Here is a 20,581-nt window from a genome sequence, read left to right as displayed (position 1 = left end):
TATGAAATAATTTACTATTGCAAATTAAATTATTGGTTTTTATTTTGCTCTTCTTTTTTTTCTCTGGAAACTTCCCGAATAAAACATTGAATAATCTTTTGATTATTTCCTGAATAAACATTACTGATAAACTCAACATTTATTTTTTTTCCAGTAACAGTTTCAAGCGGTAAGTTTTCATAGCGTATGTATTGTTTTCGTTTTAGTTCTAAAAATTTAGTCTTATTTTTAATGATATCTTGAAACAATCCTATTTCCCATATTTTTTTTTCTAGAAATTGTTCTTTAGAATAGCCTAATAATCGGATTAGGAATAAATTTACATCTATTATGCTACCAGTGCTAAAATTCAAAATAATAATTCCCTCTTTTGCTGATTCAAAAAAATTGCGATACTCAATTTCAGATTCCTTAATCTCTTTTTGTTTTGACTGAATTAATTTGTTGGCTTCTTTAAGTTCAATTTCTAATTTTTTATTAACAGTGATATTAAAAAAGGTTATTATAACTCCATCAATGCGATCATCAATAGTTCTATAGGGCATAATTCGGATATTGAACCATCTTGCATCCTTAGTACTAATTATGGTTTCTACCGTTATCAAGCTTTTTATTACTTGTGCGGCATGATTTTCCATTTCTGGATATATCAAATCGGTTACTATTTCATTAATTGGTCTGCCTAAATCGGTACTGCGTATTTTAAAAATTGTATTTACTTCATCGGTAAATCTTCTGATATTTAATTCTTTGTCAAGAAAAAGAGTAGCAATTCCGGTACTATTGAGCAAGTTTTTCATATCCGTATTTGCTTGTGTAAACTCACTTATTTTTCTTTGCAATTCTGTATTTACAGTTTGTAACTCTTCGTTCATACTTTGCATCTCCTCCTTTGAAGTAGTGAGCTCTTCATTAGTAGATTGTAATTCCTCATTTGTAGATTGCAATTCTTCATTGGCAGATTTAAGTTCTTCTTGAGAGATTATCATTTGTTCTTTTGTGTTTTTAAGTTCTTCAAAACTTTTACTCAACTCCATTTTCAATTCTTTTAAATCTCCAATAGAATCAACTTTATTTATTTTTGCATTTTTAATCTCCTGTTGATGTAGATTGGTTACATCATTAAAAATAACCAGAATCATGTTTTTTAAAGCCTCTGGACTTTCTATGCGCTGTACAGTAATATTTGCAAAAAAAGGAAGCCCATCATTTTCTAATTTTATATCCTTTATGGTTATGGGTTTAAAATTATCATTGGTTTTCCGAAAAGCAATTAACAGTTCTTGTTGTAAGCCTTCACGCGCCATAGCAAGAATATTCCAGTTTGCTTTACCAGCAAGAGGTTCCAAGTATTTTCCTGTTCGTCCGGTAATGTATATGATATCTCCTGAATCATTTACCAATACACTTGCGGGTGAATAGTGCTGTAATATAATTTGGTCAGTAAGTGTTTGTATGTTTTCAGTAACTTTAGTTTTTGTCATAGTAACTTCTGTAGTATTTATATTTGTATTTGAAAAGTAACTTGGAAAATTAGAAAGTTTAGATGCAAATTGTAGTTTAGTGCGTTTGTATAATTTTAATTTAGGGTCTATATTTTCAAATACATCGTTAAAATTACCTAGAGTTTCTGCATTGCCAAGTACTAAAATACCATTAGTATTAAGACTATAGCTAAATAATGAGATAATTTTTTTTTGCATTTCGGGTTCTAAATAAATCAACAAATTGCGACAACTCACCATATTTAGTTTTGTAAAAGGTGGATCTTTAGTTATATTTTGAACAGCAAAAACAACCATTTTTCGAAGAGAAGAGTTAATGCGGTAATTGCCCCCAACTTCTGTAAAAAAGGATTGGAGACGTTCTTTGGATATACTTTCAACATTAGTACTTGAGAAAAAACCTTTTCGTGCTTTTTCAATGGCTTCACTATCAATATCAGTTGCAAAAATTTGTAGGTTGAATTTTTTATTTTCAAACCTATTTTTAATAATTTCACTAAAAATGATGGCTAATGAATAGGCTTCTTCTCCTGTTGAGCAACTAGGGACCCATGCCCGTAGTATTGTTCCGTCAGGCAATTCATTTAACAAATCAGGCAGCACTTTTTCTTTTAGCATTTCCCATACTGCGGGATCACGAAAAAAATGAGTAACCCCTATTAGTAATTCTTTAAAAAGGATTTCTACTTCTTTCGGATTTTCTTGACAAAAGCGAACGTAGTTTTCTAAAGTATCTATTTGGTGAACAAATTTTCTTCTTTCAATACGTCTATATATAGTATTTTTTTTATAATAAGAAAAATCATTTCCAGATTTTAGACGTAATAGCACTATTATTTTGTCGATATTGCTTGCTTCTACACTATCAATTTCTAATTTTTTATCTATTTTTGGAATAAACTTTGTTATTGAAATTAGTTTTGATGGCAAATCCTCAACAGGAGCTATAATATCTACTTTAACAGCATTTATAACACTTTGGGGCATCCCTTCAAATTTTGCAGTACTTGGATCTTGGACTAATACAAAACCGTTGTTCTCCTTAATGGCTTTTGCCCCTATACTGCCGTCTGAGCCCATACCTGAAAGTATTATTCCAATGCTTTTGTCTTGAAGATCGTCTGCTAAAGAGCGAAAGAAGATATCAATAGGCAAACGAAAACCTCTAGATTCTATAGGGTCAAACAAACGTAATGTACCATGAAATAGTGTAATGCTTTTGTTTGGTGGAATAACATAAACACAATTGGGTTCTAACAAAATTCCATCAATAGCTTCACTGGTATTCATGCTAGTGATTCGTTGTAATATTTCTGGCAAAAGACCAACTCGAGTTGGATCAAGATGTTGAATGACTATGAAAGCCATACCATTGTCTTTAGGCATATTTTTAAAAAAAAGCTCCAATGCTTCTAATCCACCTGCAGAAGAACCAATACCAACAATTGGAAAGCTTTTACGTTCTTTATTAGCCATATCTTTAACACCAAATTATGTATAAAAATTATTTTTTAATAATTATTTATTTTTCATTATTGCAAAATTTTCCTCCTATAAAGGTAAATAAAAAATTAAAACTTGCATAGCAATTCATACTTTATTTATAGACTATAAAACTTATTATGGACTAGCAAAAACCAACAAACGAAAAGTTCATTTAGGTTAGATTATGATAAAAGGGTATCGATAATCCGTAATTTTTATTACTTTTGTAAATCTATTTAATGATATAGAAATTATTATTGAAAATAAATCCTCTAATAACTTAAGAGGATTTTTTGTTAAAGAATAACAAAATATTCATGCTAATAGACATACTAAAAGCCATTTAGACATTCAATCAACTGGTTAACAACTAAATAAACACATATATTTTCATTATGTTTCATAAAGAAGGCGGAAAAATCATATTAATTGCAACTACATCAACTGTTGCTCTTTTGTTATTAGCAGACCATTTCATTGTACTATTTTGGCTAAAAAAAGCGGTTGAAGTTCTTGTATTGTTATTTTTAATACTGATTTTACAGTTTTTTAGAAATCCTAAAAGAGACGTTGCAATTAACGATAATCATATTATTGCTCCAGTAGACGGAAAAGTTGTGGTAATTGAAGAGGTTTTTGAGAGCGAATATTTTAAAGATAAACGCATACAAGTTTCCATCTTTATGTCTCCAATAAATGTTCATGTCACTCGATATGCTGTTAACGGAAAAGTAAAATTTAGTAAATACCACCCAGGTAAATATTTAGTAGCTTGGCATCCAAAGGCGAGTACTGAAAACGAAAGAACAACCGTTGTTATAGAAAATAGAATTTTTGGTGAAATTTTATATCGACAAATTGCTGGTGCATTGGCTAGACGTATCGTTAATTACGCCGAAGAAGGCATGCAAGTGATTCAAGGAACAGATGCTGGTTTTATAAAATTTGGCTCGAGAGTAGATTTATTTTTACCTTTGGGAACTAAAATTAATGTGCAATTAAATGAAAAAGCAGTAGGAGGAAAAACTATTATTGCCATTAAATAATAATGACCTTAAAAGATTTAAATACTAGATTCGAAGAGGCGGTTGCGATTGCTGATGAAATGACTCAAGCGTCTTTACCACAGGATGTTCAATTGCGGCTTTATGCTTTTTACAAACAAGCTACCTATGGAAATTTAGAACTAAACCAAACCTCATCCTTTCATATTAGAGACGCCTTCAAAACTAATGCATGGATGCAAATTAGTCATATTAGCGCTGACGAAGCAAAGGAATCCTATATTGAAATAATTAATTCATTAGTAAAAAAATAAAGCTAACATGAATAAAAAAATACTTTTTTTCATAAGTGTATGTACTCTTATGATTATTTCCTGTAACAATAAAAAATTAACTGAAGTAGTTGAAGTTCCTCTTCCATCTGCCGAGGAGAAAATAACAGTTGGTATGCCTGATGATGTAAAAGCAGATGAAGGCACATTTGAAATGATTAAGTTGCCATATTCTTATGAAGCTTTAGCACCAAATATTGATGCTTTAACGATGGAAATGCATTATTCGAAACACTATTTAACGTATACCAATAATCTGAATAAAGCTATTGCTGGAACAGAATCAGAAAATTTGACTATTGAAGAAATTCTAAAAAGATTAGACACTAGCAATGATGATTTAAGAAACAATGCTGGTGGTTATTACAACCATTCCGTTTTTTGGGAAAGTATGGCGCCAAAAGCAGCATCACAACCTAAAGACACTTTGGCATCAGCAATTACTAGAGATTTTGGGTCTTTTGAAGTCTTTAAATCACAGTTTAAAGATGTTGCAACTAAACAATTTGGATCAGGATGGGCGTGGTTGATTACTGATAAAGCAGGGAAATTACAAATCACAAGCTCACAAAATCAAGACAATCCATTAATGCCAAATGCCGAAATTAAGGGAACACCAATTTTAGCATTAGATGTTTGGGAACATGCCTATTATTTAGGATATCAATACAAACGAAAAAAATATATCGATGCTTTTTTTAATGTCATTAATTGGAAAAAAATTGGTGAACGATATGAAGAAGCTATAAAATGATTTATAAAAAAACGCTACAAATTCTGTAGCGTTTTTTTATGACATTAAGAAAAGAATAAACTTTAATTTATTTCGCTATTCTATTTTCTAATATTTTCTTAAACGAACGCCCTCTAATTTCTTCTAAAGTCAAGCCAGTAGCCAAAACTTCTTCCTCAGTAATTGCTCCACTATTTAAAGCTCTCAGAAAATAATTCAATAATCCTTGTCCGGTAGCGGCATCGTCAAAAACATCTCCAATTAAAGTTGCACGAGCTGCTTTTTCTACGAAAGTTTTCAAACGATCCACAGCATCATCATAACTTTCTAAAAAGAATGCATACACCGCAGCATAACGCATAGGAAACTGCGCAGGATTCAAATCCCAACCTTGATAATAGCCGTTCCACAATGAATGACGAATGTGATCGTATCCTTTTTTCCAAGCTCTATGCACCACTTGACGGTTTTCTTCCTCTTGTTCAGGTGTTAAGTCACCGCGATGTGGACCAATAGGCATGGTATTCGTAGCCCCGTCGCTTAACCAAATTCCAGTATGTGCTAAAGCTACTTTTGTAACATGATGGGCAAAATCGCAAACAGGATGATCCATTTCTTGATATTTAGCCGTAATACTGCAACTCGCCGTATAATCGTATGTACCAAAATGCATAGCAATGCAACGCCCTTGAGCCGCTTTTATAAAACGATATAATGGATTGATTCCGTTTATGTCCATAATGGCTTGTGTAGTTTCTACCATCATTTCCATTTTTAGAACTCCTTTTGCTATGCCTAATTCATCTTCTAAAATGGTAAAAAAATTAGCTAACGTTTCTGGTTGTTCAGGAATAGTTACTTTAGGCAACATGACCACAAAATTATCAGGCAATTTGCCACCTGTTTCTTTTACTAAAGTACTAATAAAAATATCTAAAGTTCGTAAACCTCTTTCTTTCATCTCTTCGGTAAACGGTTTAATCCTAATTCCTATAAATGGAGAAAGTGTTTTTTCTTTCATTCCTTTAGCAACTTCATGGGCAGTAGTCACTGCCGTTGCATCTTCTTCTTCATTGCTTCGATTACCGTAACCGTCTTCAAAGTCTATTCGGAAATCTTCAATGGCTTCTGATTTTAATTTAGCAACTACTTTATCATAAATGCGTTTGCTAAAATCATTACCACCAGTTAAACCGAAAGCTTTTCCAAATACTTCATGATTAGGCGCATAGGCTTCTAATATTTCTAATGCTCTATTTCCTAAAAGAATTGGCGCATCTGATTTAAAAAGATTGGCACCACCATATAAGGTATGCACAGGTTGACGGTCGCTTCTATCCCCTGGATATATTTCGTTAAAAGTGGTATTGGCTTGACTTAAACTTTGGAACAATTGTTCTTTTTTTATTGAAGGAATTGTCATTTTAGTTATGAATTATAAGTTATATATTTATTGTAATTGATATTGTAATTGAAATTGAAAATTTAGCTACCTCGATAGGTATTGAAACCAAAAGGATTAATTAGCAATGGAACATGGTAATGGGTTTCATCAAAAGTGCTGAATTGTATCTCGACTTCTGGATAAAAGGTTTTTAGATTTTGATTGGCATAATACGAACCCGTATCAAAAACCATTTTATAAGTATCTGGTTTTAAAGTTCTTTCTTGGGGTAATAAATCTGGAATTCTACCATCGGCATTTGTAATTCCTTGCGAAATGGTTTGCCAACTATTATTTATTTTTGATTGTAGCCTAATTGAAATGTTTTTACCTGGCAAACCAAGAGCAGTATCTAAAACATGAGTGGTTATTTGGCTTACTTTCAAAAAACTAAAATCACCATCGGTTAATAATTTTTTGAAACGAATAATGGAAATCTTTTGCTGTTCGCCCATGGCAATGTGTAACTCTTCTTGAAGAGTATTATTTAGCCTATCTAAAAGAATTTGCAACATTTCGTTTGCCGATTTTCCTGTAGCACAAACTATAAAGATAAATCCAAATTTATTTTCATAATCGGTATTGGCTTCCGCCAAAGCTTCGATAGTTTCAATCGTTGCAACTGCAACTCCAGCTTGTTCTTTACCTGCAAATTTTTCGGTTAAACTTTTTACATCACCAATTTTTGGATGGTGTGTAAATGATTCTCTCCAATCTGTTTCTCCGCATTCGTCATACCAAATTTTTGCTGATAGATCTACTAAGACTTTTTCAGAAGTAAAAGGAAAATGAGTCATCATGTTAGAAACCCATTTGTTCGAACCACAACAATCCATCAGATGTTTGGCTGCAATTGAAGTCTCTAAAGTATTAAATTGAGATAATGTCATAACTATTTATTTGAGGCTTGCGCCTTGTTCAATCCAGCAACGAAGAATATTTCTTTCTTCATCAGTAATATTTGTTTTATTGTTCTGAGGCATCGTTTTGGTAATAACCACACGTTGCATGATTAAATCTTTCTTTTTCACTATATCTTCTGGAGTGTCATACATTACGCCATTTGGAGCAACTTTGTAGACTTCATCTGTTGGTGAAGAAGAATGGCATTGCACACATCGCTTTTGGATAATCTCTTGCACTTCTACGATACTTACTTCTTTTTTGCATTCGTAAGGATTAGTACTTGGAGCTGAAATAAAAGTTGCTGCCAGAAGAATCAAAATGGAAACAGGCAATATCCAAACGTTGAGTTGCTTTTTCTCTTTGAGATTTAAATAGTGCTTTACTCCTGCTGCGCCTAATGAAATAATTGCCAAGATGAGCCAAGGATATTCATATCCAAATGTAGATGGAAAGTGATTACTTACCATAACAAATAATACAGGTAAAGTAAAATAATTATTGTGTAAGGAACGGGCTAATGCGTTTTTACCAAGAGTAGGATCTAAAGGCAATCCCATTTTTGCAGCATGAACCATCGCTTTCTGAGCTGGAATAATGACAAAGAAAACATTAGCAACCATTAAACTGCCAATCATAGCACCAAAATGAATATAGGCTGCCCTCGAACTAAAAACTTGACAATAAAACCAAGCAAAACCTATTAAAATTAAAAAACCAATTACTGAAAAAGCCAATTGATTTTTTGTTAATCTGGATTTGCACATGAAATCATAAATTATCCAAGATACTACGAATGATCCAATACCAATTGAAATGGCTTGAGTAGCAGAAATATCTAATACATTTTTATCGATAACTAAAGCAGATGCATTAAAATAATAAACAACAAACAACAAACAAAAACCTGAAAGCCATGTAAAATAAGCTTCGTACTTAAACCAATGCAAATGTTTAGGAATAGATTTAGGAGCTATTTTGTATTTTTCTAAATAATAAAATCCACCACCGTGAACTGCCCAAAGATTTCCAGCCAATTCATCTCTAACGTCTTCGGTTCTATTTAATGCATTTTCAAGAAATACAAAATAAAAAGAGGCTCCAATCCAAGCGATACCAAAAGTAATATGCATTAATCGAATGACAATGTTGAGCCATTCCATCATGTGGCTTTCTAGAGGTGTCCCTTGTACTATTATATAGGTATTTACAAGAATTCCAATTATAGCTAAAAGAATACCTGTATAGATATAGTTTTGACTCGTTACTTTTATTTCTGAAGTCTCCTCTGAATTTTCTTCAGAATTACCAATTTTAAATTTAGGCATTTTATAGGAAACATATCCCAGCGTAATTAATACACCAAAATAAACTACATATAAAACAACTAGTATAAATGTACTTATAATCACTATTTACTTATTTTACCAAAGATTCGTAATCGGCTAATTCCTCCATCGGGAAAAATGTTTAATCGTATGTGTGTAATGGCGTTTGATGGATTGATTTGAGATACAAACTCGTGAATAGTATCAGCACTTAGTTTTTGTTGTGGCAATAGTATTTCCCATTTTGCAGTATTTTCAACATCATCAGTTTCTGAAACACAAGCTTCAATAGAACAACTGTCAGGGTAATTCCCTTTGAAATGACAAGTGTCTACAACAATTTTATCTACAGTTCCTTTATGTGCCAGTTTTACAATAACCCAATCTCTATTATTTGGAGTTCGGTTTCTTTTGGTTTCCCAACCATCACCCATATTTGCTCCGCGATTTGGCAAGATTAAATTTCCCATTGCACTAAAAAACATATCGTTGCAAGCAATGGCTTGACCTCCATTTATTGCGGCCGCTAAATCAATCTCCTGATTGGCAGCAACGGCATCCCAGTTTTTAAATACTTCTCCATATACTCTTAAACGAGCCACACCTCCATCTGGGTATATATGTAAACGTAAATGCGTGTAAATTTCAGTACTATTACATTCGTAGAAATTCTGAGAACCCGCATCTAAATGTGATTTTGGTAAAATTTCCTTCCATTCTAAATTTTCCCAATTGGTAATCCCGTCAGCATTGGTAATGTTTATCGCTTCAATAGATGCGTGTGGTGGATGATTGCCTAAAAAGAAATTAGTATCAATATCAAAACCTGTAATTTTTCCAGAGGTTGCCAACTGAATAATTGCCCAATCGTGTCCAGGAGTTCTTTTACGTCGGCTTTCCCAACCATCCATCCATTTTCCTCTATCGGTATATTTGTCTGTAATAAAAACACCGCGAGTTGGTGCAATTAAGTTTTCTTTTTCAGCAAAAAAATCATCAGTAGCAAACAACACTTTACCGCCTAATCGCTCGGCAGCTAAGTCGGTAAGTTGAGTAAATGCTGGTGATTCTTTAATTATTTCTGTTACTTTTGCAAAAGCCATATTCCTTTATTTTTATTCGTAATTGATTTATTTTTATAAACAGTTTCACCGTTTACTATTGTTTCTAAAACAACACCATTTAGTATTTGTGAAATGTAAGGACTTATTTTATATCTAAATAAAACATCTGATTCGCTAATAAGTGAAGTGTCTTCAGGATTCCAAATTACAAAATCAGCATCTTTTCCAAGAGCAATTGTTCCTTTTGTATTGGCTTTGATAAAACTTGCCGGTTTTGAAGTAACAAGCGGAATGAATTGTTCTAATGTCATTGTATCTTTCATTGCTGTCCATGAACCACTCAATAAAAACTGAATTCCTGCTATGCCACCCCAAGCCTTTTTTAAATTGCCAGTTTCGATTTCTTTAATTGTTGGTGGTGCTGGAGAATGATCTGTGGTTATAAAATCTAAAACACCAGTAACAAAAGCTTCTTTCAATTGGTCATTATTTGCTTTTTCTCTTATAGGTGGTGCACATTTGTATTTGCAATTGGCATCGGGAATTTCTTCAGCATTAAAGTAAATATATTGTGTACATGTTTCAGCTGTAATGGGTAAACCTTCTTTTTTGGCCGCTTCAATATTAGATAATGCTTCTGCAGATGCAACATGAACAATATGAACTGGGCAATTGTGTTTGCGAGACATTCTAATCATTAAATCTATTGCATCATTTTCCCATTTTTTTGGTCTGCTGGCTAAATAGTGTTGGTAGCTAGTTGGATGATTTTCAAAATCAGAATCAACTTCTTTATCATATAATTCGCAGTGTGCTAATAATGGGATATTGTATTTAGCAATTATTGGCATCGCTTCGTCTAAATCTTTTTCAGTAACATTTGGAAATTCATCAATTCCAGAATGTGTTAAAAAGCATTTTATTCCTAATATTCCTGATTGCAATAGCGATTCTAAATGTGGAATATTTCCTGGGATTAGTCCAGCATAAAAACCAACATTAACATTCATTTTTCCTACTGAAGCATCTAATTTTTGTTGAAACGCTTGTAAAGTTGTAGTTACAGGACTTGCATTCAAAGGCATATCAATTATTGTAGTGGTTCCTCCTGCAGCTGCTGCTTGAGTGGCGGTTTCAAAACCTTCCCATTCTGTTCGTCCTGGCTCGTTAATATGCACATGAACATCTATAACTCCGGGCATAATTACAGCATTACCAAAGTCCTCAGTATCATTTAATTTTTTTAAATCAATAGCAGTAATACTATTGTTTATTAAACTTACAGTAGCTGGTTGCAGTTTGTTTTCTATCCAAACTCGATTGCTATATATTTTTCTTGCTTGCACTTTTTATTACCAATTTTAATCTTATTTATACTAACACAAATGTATCTTTAATTATACTAAAAACCGAATAATTGTTTGCGACATTGTTAAAAACCAACATCTAATTGATCATCAAATTGCGATTTTTAACACTTATTATCTGAGCTGCTACACTAATGGCAATTTCATAAGCCGTTTCACTTTTAATAGCAACACCAATTGGAGCACATACTTTTGCAAGTCTATCTTTATCAAAATTATCAGCCATCATATTTGCAAACAATGTAGCTATCTTTTCTTTACTACCCAACATTCCTATGTATTTGAAATTCTTATTGATTAATCGCCTTAAAATAATATCGTCTGTTCGGTAACCAAATGACATAATCACTACATATATAGAGTCTCCGTTAGGAATGTGTTTCTCTATCTGTTCAAAATCGATGATTTCTCGAAAATGAGCGAATCTATTCGCATTCATTGTATTCAAATTATCTCTATGATCTAAAATATGAATTTCGAAATCAAGCTTAGACAACACTTCACTTAAAGCCAAACCAACATGCCCACCTCCTATTATGTATACTTTTTGAACTAATTGAGTTGATTCTTTAAAAAAATATTCTGCATTTTCAACTTCATTAGTTTCAATATTTTTATTCGTATAAAAAATAAAATTGTTGTTTTGATTTAAAATTTTCTCAATTACTGAAAGAAAAGCTTTACCACAATCATAAAAAGCAATGGTTTGTTGCCCAGAGCATATCATTCCTGATTGATCTTTTATGGCTGATTTATCATGAATTTGTTTTTTTACAAAAGGATCAAAAACAGGTTTTTCCAGCAGCCTTTGAGCATACTCAACCAATTTATGTTCCATTATTCCTCCTCCTATTGTTCCGAACATTTGACTTTTAGTTACAAACATTTTGAACCCTTTTCTTCCCGGACTACTACCTTCATTGTCAATTACTACCATTAAAATTACTCTTTCTTCATGAAGCAATTGTTCTTTTAGTTTGGCATAAAAATCTAAAACCATAATTCAAGTTCTTTTTTTTGATAATGGCACCAATAGGATACAGGAATTATCGTTACTGAGATGCCACTGCTCCTTCTGGCCCGTTCGCTAAAAATGTCCACTGGACATTTTTGCTTCGCACAATTCGGCTTTTAGCCTCGGGTCTTAACGCTCCGTCCTATATAAGTCTATCAAAACCTTTTCAGGTGTATATGGTGCATTTATAGCCAAATCAACATTAGGATTAAATGCTTTAACAGCATTTCTAATGGCGAAATAAGCTCCTAAACCATACATTAATGGTGGCTCTCCAACAGCTTTCGATTTATTAATCGCTAATTCGTGACCCGCAGTATCTAAATGTTTTATGTTTATTTCCTTTGGAACCGAGTAGATATCTGGAACTTTATAAGTTGATAAAGCATTAGAAACCAATCGTCCTTGATTGTTATAAATAATCTCTTCTAGTGTCATCCAACCAATTCCTTGAACTAATCCACCTTCTATTTGTCCATTATCGATAGTTGCATTCATACTCTTTCCAAAATCGTGAACAATATTTACACTATCAAAATTATAAACCCCTTTCAAGCAATCTAACGTAACCTCTATAATTGCAGTCCCGTATACATGATAAGCAAAAGGATGTCCTTTCTCTTTTGTTTTATCATAATGAATGGTTGGTGTCGCATAATGCGAATTCTCACTCAATGCAACTCTTTGTGTAAAAGCCTTGGTAATTAATTGATGCCATGTTACCTCTGTTTTTTCATCATTTGCATAAATAACTTCATCATTTATTGCAATTGTTGCATTTTCGAAATCTTGATTTGCGACCGCTTTTAATCGGTCTAAAAGTGCATTACATGCCATTTGTAAGGCTTTTCCGTTTAAATCGGCACCAGCACTAGCGGCAGTTGGAGAGGTGTTTGCTACTCTCAAAGTATTTGTAGACTCTATTCGAACACTAGAAGGCTTAATTCCAAAAGTTTCGGTAGCAATTTGAAGCAATTTAGTATTTACTCCTTGCCCCATTTCAACAGCGCCTGTACTTACCACAACGCTTCCGTCATGATATATGTGTACTAAAGCACGGGCATGATTCATCATGGTGTTTGTAAATGATATTCCGAAACAAATAGGCTGTACAGCAAGACCTTTTTTAAATCTTGAATTAGTAGCATTAAATGTTTCAACTCTTTCTTTTTGAATATTATATTGAAAGCTATTCATACACTCATCCCAAGTATGATGTGCTTCGGTTTGTTGTAAAATTTGACCATAAGATAATTCATTACCATCTACAACTAAATTTGCTTTTTGAATCACTGCAGGACTAATTCCGATTGATTCAGCAGCTTTTACAATTGCAGCTTCGATAACGAATTTACCTTGTGGTCCACCAAAACCACGAAAGGCTGTGTTTGGAGGTAAATTAGTTTTACAGCTGTAGGCTTTTGCTAAAACATTTGGAATATAGTATGCATTTGTTGAATGAAATAAAGTACGCTCCATTACTGCTGGAGATAAATCGGCAGCAGCCCCAGCATTTTGATAATGAGTTACTTCGTAAGCTATGATTTTTAAATCTTTGGTTAGACCAATTTTAAAATCGGCGGAATAAGGATGTCTTTTTCCTGTCATTCGCATGTCATCCATACGATGCATAGCCATTTTTACTGGTTTATGCAACAGTTGAGAAGCTAATGCAACCATTACTGCCCAAGGTGTAGCTTGATCTTCTTTTCCTCCAAATCCTCCACCCAAACGAACGGTATCAATTTCTATTTTATGCATAGGAATCCCAAGTACTCTAGCCACCATTCTTTGAACAGCAGTTGGTCCTTGTGTTGAGGAAGAAATAATAATACTTCCGTCTTCCTTAGGCCTAGCATAAGCGCCTTGAGTTTCTATATAAAGATGCTCTTGTCCGTTTACCTCCGTTTTTCCTTCAAAAACATAATCGCATGTAGACCAAACCTCGGAAGTATTTCCAAGTGTAAATGACCTTGGCGGCATAATTAGTTTGTTTTGAGCTTGTGCTTCTCTTGCATCAGTAATAATGGGTAATTCCTCATAAACAACTTTGATGAGCTTTGCAGCTTGTCGGCAATGATGTTCAGATTTTCCTATAATTAAAGCTATAACTTGACCTCTAAAATGAACTTCACCATCCGCAAAAAGAGGTTCGTCTGGAATAATTCCACCTATTTGATTTTCTCCAGGAATATCCTTAGCAGTAAGAATGGTTTCTATTCCATGAGCCTTCATTGCAGATTCTAAATTGATACTTACTATTTTGGCATGAGCCACCGTAGCATCAAACGGCAAGGCATATAATGTTCCTTTTAATTCTTGAATATCATCCAAATAAATGGACTTTCCTTTTACGTGATTGTGAGCATCTATATTAATCATATCAAATCCTCCATTTTAATGGTTTCTGGGAAAAGTGTTATAAAATGAGAAAAAAACAACTGTCTTGCTAACAATCGTTTGTAATCACTTGTTCCTCTTGCATCGCTAATAGGCGCTAACTCGGTTTGTAAAATTTGTTCAGCTTGTAAAATACTACTTGGTTCCATTTTTTTGTGGATCAAAAAAGCACTTGTTTTTTCTAAATATCTAGGTATTGGACCAACACCTCCTATAGAAAAATCAGCGTCGATAATATCCTCACCATTTGTTTCAATTGTACAAGCTGTGTTTACACTAGCAATATCGAGATATTGGCGCTTGCAAACTTTTTCAAAATTAAATTGACTATTAGTTGAAGGTAATTCAAATGAAATTTCAGAAATAATGTCATCATTGGATTTATCAAGTGTTTTGTACCCTAAATAAAAATCTTTAAGAGGCAACTTTCTGTTTTCATTTGCTTTATTGGTTAAAGTTATTGTCGCTTTCATTGCCAATAATATAATGGTAAAATCACCAATAGGCGATGCATTTGCTAAATTACCAGCTATAGTTCCTATGTTTCTAATTGGTGTTGAGGAAACCAGTTTTAGATAATTATACCAATTAGGAATGGCTTCTAATAAAGTGGAATTGGTTATTAAATCGGAAACAGTCACTTCGGATTTTATCACGCATCTTTTACCTTCAAAGTCGATTCCATTTAAATGTTTTTTATCAAAAAGGTAATTCAAATTCATGTCATGCAATTCATCATGTTTTTGAACATACAAATCAGTACCACCTCCTATAGGGACACCGTCATTTGAAGTATAATCTGATTTTAAATCTGCTAATCGTTCTTCAATTTTTGAAAAATAACTAGGAATAAAATTGTTATTTATTAACCAATTTAAAGGATATTCTTTGTCTTTTTCTATTAATTTTTCAGTCAATATTGCAGAGGCTCTTTCTATAGATTTGTATCCAGTACAACGACAAATATTTCCATCTATAGCACTTATAGCACTTTCTAAGTTAGGTTCTATAGTAGTTAAAGCATAACCGCACATGGAGTTTATAAAACCAGGAGTACAAAAACCGCACTGTGTTCCTGAGCAATCTACCATTGCTTGTTGTGCTTGGTTTAATCTATCGGTTAAATTGAGGCCTTCTACAGTTACCACATGTTTCCCATGCACATTTGGCAATGGTGTTAAGCATGATGTCGCACTCATGTAATTCAACTTACCATTTTGCATACTACCTATTAATATAGTACATGCACCACAGTCGCCTTCACGACAACCAATTTTAGTACCTCGTAAATTTTCATCATAGCGAATAAAATCAAGTAATGTCGTACTTGCGGGATTATCGGTTTGAATAAGCCGATTGTTTAAAATGAATTCAATCATATATTAAGGTATCAATATTCAATTTTTGCGATACTTGTTGACCACAGTTTAAAGGCTTCAAGCGCCTCATCACGCATTATCTGTTCAGTTTGTAGTTTTCTATTTAGATAAGGTAGCTCTAATTCTTCATAAATAAATTGGTCATCAAAATTAATATCAGCAGCATCTTTTTTAGTATTTGCAAAGTACATTTTATCAGGTCTTGCCCAATAAATAGCACCAAGACACATCGGGCAAGGCTCGCAACTCGTGTAGATTTCACATCCATCCAATTGAAATGTTCCTAATGCCGCACAAGCATTTCTAATAGCAACCACCTCGGCATGCGCAGTTGGGTCATTAGTTGAAGTTACTCCATTTGCTCCACGAGCTATTATTTTACCATCCTTAACAATTACTGCTCCAAAAGGACCACCTTTGCCAGATGCAACATTATCAATAGAAAGCCGAATGGCTTCCTGCATAAATTCATTTTGTTTATTTGAGCGCATTTTTATATTTTTTTGTAAATATAAATGAAAATATTGAAATTATATATTTTTTAATTAACAAACGAATGATTTCGTTATGAATTCTATTTATTCTTTAATCTTCTATAATTTTACTTTAGCATGTAATATAATGTAATCCATTTTGATAAATTCAAAGCTATTTTAATGCTAAATATATTAATTTAGGCAAAATAAAATGTTTAAACTAAATCTAATTCTCAAACCTTGTGTTGTTATAATATATAATTAACTTATTTTTTTGTAATATTTTACATATAAAAAGTTATGTTTTTAGCACTTTATCTGTTATTTTTGTACTTAATCGATTATTTTTTTGGCAGTTATTAATTTTAAAAGTAGATTTGAAATGTCAAAAAGTGTTAAATTTAACTTTAAGCCATGTATCTTATAAAATAGCAAATAATTTATTTAACTAAAAAATATTTAAATTAATATATTATAATGCTAAAAAAATAGGTAAAAAGGATAGAATATAACATTTGAACTGATTTTATTGCAATTCGTAGACAAAATTATTTATAAATCATTTTTGTGAGTAATTTGGCTAAATAATAACTTAAGGAAAATTGTAAATTTTTGAAAAATATTATTAAACATAAGAATTAAAATATTAATATTATGAAAACAAATGTCCCAAACCAATTTATTAATCATTTGAACACTTATAAGTTGTTTGAAAAACCCTTTATTTCAGTTATGAAGCGACTAATTCTATTGTTAATAGCTCTATTTTTTAATGTTACTATTTCAGGTCAAACTAGAAAAATTGATGAAGATGCTCCAAAAATCATGGAGGTTAAGACTTATATTTCTGCTTTAAAAAATAAAAATTCCTCCGCTAGAAAAAGTAAACCTGAAAAAACAAATTTGGAGAAATTACTTTATGATAATCAACCTTCTATTTATTTCAACTCTAGTGAGGTGAAAACCATAGGTGAAAATCCAAAAAGTTTCTTTGTAGAGTTTCAAAACCTAAATAGATTAAACAATTCAAATTTATTAAAAAACAATATTGAAATTGTAACTATCAAAATCAACAATCTGAACGAGTTAAATTCTACTATTGATTTGTCTGTATTTTCAAGTTTTAAAAAATTAAAATATGTTCATATATATTCTAGTGTAATTATTACCGAATCTATACTATCTAAAATGATTCGTAACTATGATGAAAAATATACAGTATTCTACACTATCGAAAATGGTGACAAAAGTCAATAATTATTGATAAATTAAATTATTATGAAAAATATATACTTCAAATCGATAAACAATAAACTTCAGTGTCTAATTGTAATAATTGGTATCTTATTTGCAACAACAATTACTACAAATGCTCAAGTTGCAGTTCCATTTAAACAAAGGACTTCCCAATTTTCTACGGGTAAAACTATATACAATGTAAAAGGTGATTTTACCATGTTAGGTAATACCAACTTAACAATTCCTGTGTATAGTAACTCACAAAACAACAACGGTCAAATCATGCAATATGTAGATGTTGATAATGATCCAAATACTTGGAATTCATCGTCTTCTACGTTAGCTTTATCTACAGAGAATGGTGCTGTACCAAGTTGTTCTAATATTGTTTATGCAGGTTTGTATTGGACAGGAAAATCATCTCCAAATAATACTTTTACTGCTACTAAACAAATTCCAAATGGTACACAATCTATCAATACTAATTTGACTTTAGAGCATGATGATAATATTACCAATACAAATTATGCTTTGTCTGTAACTAGAAACAATCCAAGTAACTCAAACAGAAACCCAATTTATACATTTACTGGTAATGGTATAACTTATGTGTTTAATTTTTACAATAGTAGTGCTGCCAACAGAGTTACTGTAAAAGTAAATGATGATGCAGAAATAAATGTACCCGTTACTGTAAATGGTGCTAATACTGAAGCAACTTTAACAACTCCTTTCAGTATTACTGATGGAAGCGTTACTATAAAAATCAATAAATTAATAAGAAGTGCTGCAACTAATTTGAGTACTGCAAACACTCAAAACACATCATTTGCTTTAGTCAATGTTTCAGGAACAATTCCCGCGTTTACCACAGTGACTAAAAATTATGATAAAAGAGTTATTTCATTAAAAGGACCTAACTCATCCGCATATACTCAGTTTACGGCAAATGCAAGTGATATTTATTATCCAACTGGAGGGACGAATGATGATATTTTTACCGCATATAAAGAAATTACTACATATGTAAAACAAAATGGTATTGGTGAATATTTTGCTGCAGACATTGCTCTATTAGAAGGAAATCCTGGTGGAACTGGTTATTCTGGGGGATGGGGTATAATTGTAGTGTATGAAAATGCTAAAATGAAATACCGCGATGTTACAATTTTTGATGGTTATGCCTATGTGCAAGCTGGAAATGCTTCAGGTTTTGATTTAGATGTTGCTGGTTTTAACACGGTACAAACAGGTGATGTTGGAGTAAAATTAGGACTAATGGCTAGTGAAGGTGACGTTTCATTTACAGGTGATTATTTTCAAATTCAAAAAAAGAGTGATGCTAGTTTTTTAAGTTTAAATCACTCAGGAAACTCTGCTACCAATTTCTTTAACTCTTCTATAAATACAGGTGGTGCTTTTAGAAATCCAAATTTACAAAACAATACAGGTATTGACATCAGTATGTTTAATGTACCTAATAGCGGGAATTTAGTTATTGGTCATAATCAAACTGCCACTAAATTTAAATACGGAACTGCAGTTAATAATGGTGACACTTATTCAATTTTTGTTATTGCTATGGCAGTAGATGCATATATACCTGAAGTGGAAGGAGTATTAACTGCTAAATCAATTAATAATGTTCCTGTAACTTCGCAACCATATACTTCATTACCAGGGCAAGAAATAGCTTTAAATGTAGACGTAAAAAACTTAGGGACTGAAGCAATTGATAATTACAAAATAATTGTACCTATACCTTATAATGCAACTTATGTGGCTGGAAGTGCGGTAGGAACGATTCTATTTTCTCCCCTTCCAACACCAAATACTATTTCTTTTGATCCTACTTTAGGAGCAACAGGTTCTATTGTTTGGGATTTTGGCAGGTTACCTTACCCAGCAAATCCTAACACGCTATTGGCTAAATTAAGTTTCAAAATAAAAGCAACTCTTGATTGTCAAATTTTAAGCAACGTAAGCTGCGGAACCACCATTTTTGTTGAAGGAACAGCTTCAGGTATAGGTGCAACAACTCGTATCGCTTTTACTGGAACTAAATTAATTCAAGGATATACTGCAAATGGTTCTTGCCTTGGACAACCAATTGCTCAAGCATTATCAATAGGAATTAACGGAGCAAGTTATGTTGCTTCAAACTGTCAAAATGCACCATTAGTAAGAAACTTTTCGTATTGCAATGGAACTAATCTAGTAACGCCATCAGCTATAGCTTCTAACTTTCCAGCTGGATCTCTTTTTTATGATAGTTATCCAGTAACCATGTCATCTATTCAATATACAGAAACTAATCCTTTTCCATTAGTAGATGGATCGACAGTAAATTATTATGCAATTCCTCCAGGAAATAGTGAATGTCGTTTCCCTTTTACGATCTCAAAATGTAAAAAAATAGTAGCTAATGATGATGCTTTTAGTGGTGTAAATGGCTTAACTGGAAATTTAAATTTAGGTAATGTATTTAATAACAACGGAAATGGGCCTGATACTTTAAATGGAAATCAAACAAGTACAAGTCAAGTTACTTTAACGATTCTTAATCCTGCGAACCCTATTAATGGAGGTCTAGTTCCTTTTGTTAATGCCACTAATGGACAAATAACTGTTCCTTCTGGAACTCCATCCGGAAATTATACTATTACTTACAAAATATGTGAAAATGGTAGTTTGTCAAATTGTGATACGGCTATTGTATATATAACTGTAATTTGTCCATCGGTACCAAAACCAACGTTAGCTTGTTACGAAACCGCTACATTTAACACAATTACTTGTTCTTGGGATATTATAGGAACAAAACCTGTTGAACCAACTACTACTTTAGCATGTTACGAAACGAGAGCCTTTAATACTGCAACTTGCGCTTGGGTAACTTCAGGAACA

The 20,581-nt window shown here is 32.4% G+C and carries 14 protein-coding genes and 1 pseudogene; 5 read left to right on the top strand and 10 right to left on the bottom strand.

Annotated features, from left to right (window positions below):
* Positions 1-29: 29 nt before the first annotated feature.
* Positions 30-2,981 carry a chemotaxis protein CheB gene (locus tag ACFQ0S_RS05160; RefSeq protein ID WP_379758420.1) on the bottom strand — a complete coding sequence of 984 codons (2,952 nt, stop codon included), beginning with the start codon at positions 2,979-2,981 and terminating at the stop codon, positions 30-32.
* Between the two features lie 404 nt (positions 2,982-3,385).
* Between ACFQ0S_RS05160 and ACFQ0S_RS05155 the strand changes: the two genes are divergently transcribed.
* The 3 genes from ACFQ0S_RS05155 to ACFQ0S_RS05145 are packed head-to-tail and all read left to right on the top strand — an operon-like array spanning position 3,386 to position 5,080.
* Positions 3,386-4,036, top strand: coding sequence for a phosphatidylserine decarboxylase family protein (locus ACFQ0S_RS05155; RefSeq protein ID WP_379758423.1), 651 nt, complete (start codon positions 3,386-3,388; stop codon positions 4,034-4,036).
* Between the two features lie 2 nt (positions 4,037-4,038).
* Positions 4,039-4,308 carry an acyl-CoA-binding protein gene (locus tag ACFQ0S_RS05150; RefSeq protein WP_379758426.1) on the top strand — a complete coding sequence of 90 codons (270 nt, stop codon included), beginning with the start codon at positions 4,039-4,041 and terminating at the stop codon, positions 4,306-4,308.
* 7 nt (positions 4,309-4,315) lie between these two features.
* Positions 4,316-5,080: a superoxide dismutase gene (locus ACFQ0S_RS05145; RefSeq protein ID WP_379758429.1), complete on the top strand. Its 765-nt coding sequence runs from the start codon at positions 4,316-4,318 to the stop codon at positions 5,078-5,080.
* Positions 5,081-5,147: 67 nt separating this feature from the next.
* Here ACFQ0S_RS05145 and ACFQ0S_RS05140 read toward each other — a convergent pair whose 3' ends face one another.
* The 9 genes from ACFQ0S_RS05140 to ACFQ0S_RS05100 all read right to left on the bottom strand — a co-directional run bounded on the left by ACFQ0S_RS05140 (position 5,148) and on the right by ACFQ0S_RS05100 (position 16,450).
* Positions 5,148-6,482 carry a DUF6986 family protein gene (locus tag ACFQ0S_RS05140; protein ID WP_379758432.1) on the bottom strand — a complete coding sequence of 445 codons (1,335 nt, stop codon included), beginning with the start codon at positions 6,480-6,482 and terminating at the stop codon, positions 5,148-5,150.
* A gap of 62 nt (positions 6,483-6,544) precedes the next feature.
* On the bottom strand, positions 6,545-7,393 hold the full coding sequence (gene uraD / locus ACFQ0S_RS05135; RefSeq protein WP_379758434.1) for a 2-oxo-4-hydroxy-4-carboxy-5-ureidoimidazoline decarboxylase: 849 nt from the start codon (positions 7,391-7,393) through the stop codon (positions 6,545-6,547).
* 6 nt (positions 7,394-7,399) lie between these two features.
* Complete coding sequence (locus ACFQ0S_RS05130; protein WP_379819057.1) at positions 7,400-8,734, bottom strand: urate hydroxylase PuuD; 1,335 nt, start codon at positions 8,732-8,734, stop codon at positions 7,400-7,402.
* 83 nt (positions 8,735-8,817) lie between these two features.
* Positions 8,818-9,837: an allantoicase gene (alc, locus tag ACFQ0S_RS05125; RefSeq protein WP_379758440.1), complete on the bottom strand. Its 1,020-nt coding sequence runs from the start codon at positions 9,835-9,837 to the stop codon at positions 8,818-8,820.
* The gene (gene allB, locus ACFQ0S_RS05120) at positions 9,819-11,144 is read right to left on the bottom strand and encodes an allantoinase AllB (RefSeq protein WP_379758443.1); all 1,326 of its coding nucleotides are present in this window, start codon (positions 11,142-11,144) and stop codon (positions 9,819-9,821) included. The genes alc and allB overlap by 19 nt, the downstream gene beginning before the upstream one ends.
* A gap of 100 nt (positions 11,145-11,244) precedes the next feature.
* Positions 11,245-12,165, bottom strand: a complete 921-nt coding sequence (locus tag ACFQ0S_RS05115; RefSeq protein WP_379758446.1) for an XdhC family protein — start codon at positions 12,163-12,165, stop codon at positions 11,245-11,247.
* A 144-nt stretch (positions 12,166-12,309) separates the two neighbouring features.
* Positions 12,310-14,562 carry a xanthine dehydrogenase molybdopterin binding subunit gene (locus tag ACFQ0S_RS05110; RefSeq protein WP_379758449.1) on the bottom strand — a complete coding sequence of 751 codons (2,253 nt, stop codon included), beginning with the start codon at positions 14,560-14,562 and terminating at the stop codon, positions 12,310-12,312.
* Positions 14,559-15,959: an FAD binding domain-containing protein gene (locus ACFQ0S_RS05105; protein WP_379758452.1), complete on the bottom strand. Its 1,401-nt coding sequence runs from the start codon at positions 15,957-15,959 to the stop codon at positions 14,559-14,561. The genes ACFQ0S_RS05110 and ACFQ0S_RS05105 overlap by 4 nt, the downstream gene beginning before the upstream one ends.
* An 11-nt stretch (positions 15,960-15,970) precedes the next feature.
* A complete protein-coding gene (locus ACFQ0S_RS05100) occupies positions 15,971-16,450 on the bottom strand; it encodes a nucleoside deaminase (protein ID WP_379758455.1) in 480 nt (159 codons plus the stop codon).
* A 639-nt stretch (positions 16,451-17,089) separates the two neighbouring features.
* On the opposite strand from ACFQ0S_RS05100, the gene ACFQ0S_RS05095 reads away from it, so the two are divergent.
* Positions 17,090-17,692: a hypothetical protein gene (locus ACFQ0S_RS05095; RefSeq protein WP_379758458.1), complete on the top strand. Its 603-nt coding sequence runs from the start codon at positions 17,090-17,092 to the stop codon at positions 17,690-17,692.
* Between the two features lie 21 nt (positions 17,693-17,713).
* Positions 17,714-20,581 (top strand): annotated as a pseudogene (locus ACFQ0S_RS05090) (hypothetical protein); the annotation flags it as partial.

It is taken from the genome of Flavobacterium myungsuense (assembly GCF_042677265.1).
Lineage (GTDB): Bacteria > Bacteroidota > Bacteroidia > Flavobacteriales > Flavobacteriaceae > Flavobacterium > Flavobacterium myungsuense.
The sequence above is the reverse complement of the archived record's forward strand: the minus strand, read 5'-3'. Positions and strand labels throughout refer to the sequence as shown.

What these genes read in the sequence shown, in the direction of transcription:
- ACFQ0S_RS05150 (WP_379758426.1), top strand. Translation starts at nt 4,039, where the DNA reads ATGACCTTAAAAGATTTAAATACTAGATTCGAAGAGGCGGTTGCGATT.
- alc (WP_379758440.1), bottom strand. Translation starts at nt 9,837, where the DNA reads ATGGCTTTTGCAAAAGTAACAGAAATAATTAAAGAATCACCAGCATTT.
- ACFQ0S_RS05105 (WP_379758452.1), bottom strand. Translation starts at nt 15,959, where the DNA reads ATGATTGAATTCATTTTAAACAATCGGCTTATTCAAACCGATAATCCC.
- ACFQ0S_RS05160 (WP_379758420.1), bottom strand. Translation starts at nt 2,981, where the DNA reads ATGGCTAATAAAGAACGTAAAAGCTTTCCAATTGTTGGTATTGGTTCT.
- ACFQ0S_RS05110 (WP_379758449.1), bottom strand. Translation starts at nt 14,562, where the DNA reads ATGATTAATATAGATGCTCACAATCACGTAAAAGGAAAGTCCATTTAT.
- ACFQ0S_RS05115 (WP_379758446.1), bottom strand. Translation starts at nt 12,165, where the DNA reads ATGGTTTTAGATTTTTATGCCAAACTAAAAGAACAATTGCTTCATGAA.
- ACFQ0S_RS05100 (WP_379758455.1), bottom strand. Translation starts at nt 16,450, where the DNA reads ATGCGCTCAAATAAACAAAATGAATTTATGCAGGAAGCCATTCGGCTT.
- ACFQ0S_RS05095 (WP_379758458.1), top strand. Translation starts at nt 17,090, where the DNA reads ATGAAAACAAATGTCCCAAACCAATTTATTAATCATTTGAACACTTAT.
- ACFQ0S_RS05145 (WP_379758429.1), top strand. Translation starts at nt 4,316, where the DNA reads ATGAATAAAAAAATACTTTTTTTCATAAGTGTATGTACTCTTATGATT.
- ACFQ0S_RS05130 (WP_379819057.1), bottom strand. Translation starts at nt 8,734, where the DNA reads ATGCCTAAATTTAAAATTGGTAATTCTGAAGAAAATTCAGAGGAGACT.
- uraD (WP_379758434.1), bottom strand. Translation starts at nt 7,393, where the DNA reads ATGACATTATCTCAATTTAATACTTTAGAGACTTCAATTGCAGCCAAA.
- ACFQ0S_RS05140 (WP_379758432.1), bottom strand. Translation starts at nt 6,482, where the DNA reads ATGACAATTCCTTCAATAAAAAAAGAACAATTGTTCCAAAGTTTAAGT.
- ACFQ0S_RS05155 (WP_379758423.1), top strand. Translation starts at nt 3,386, where the DNA reads ATGTTTCATAAAGAAGGCGGAAAAATCATATTAATTGCAACTACATCA.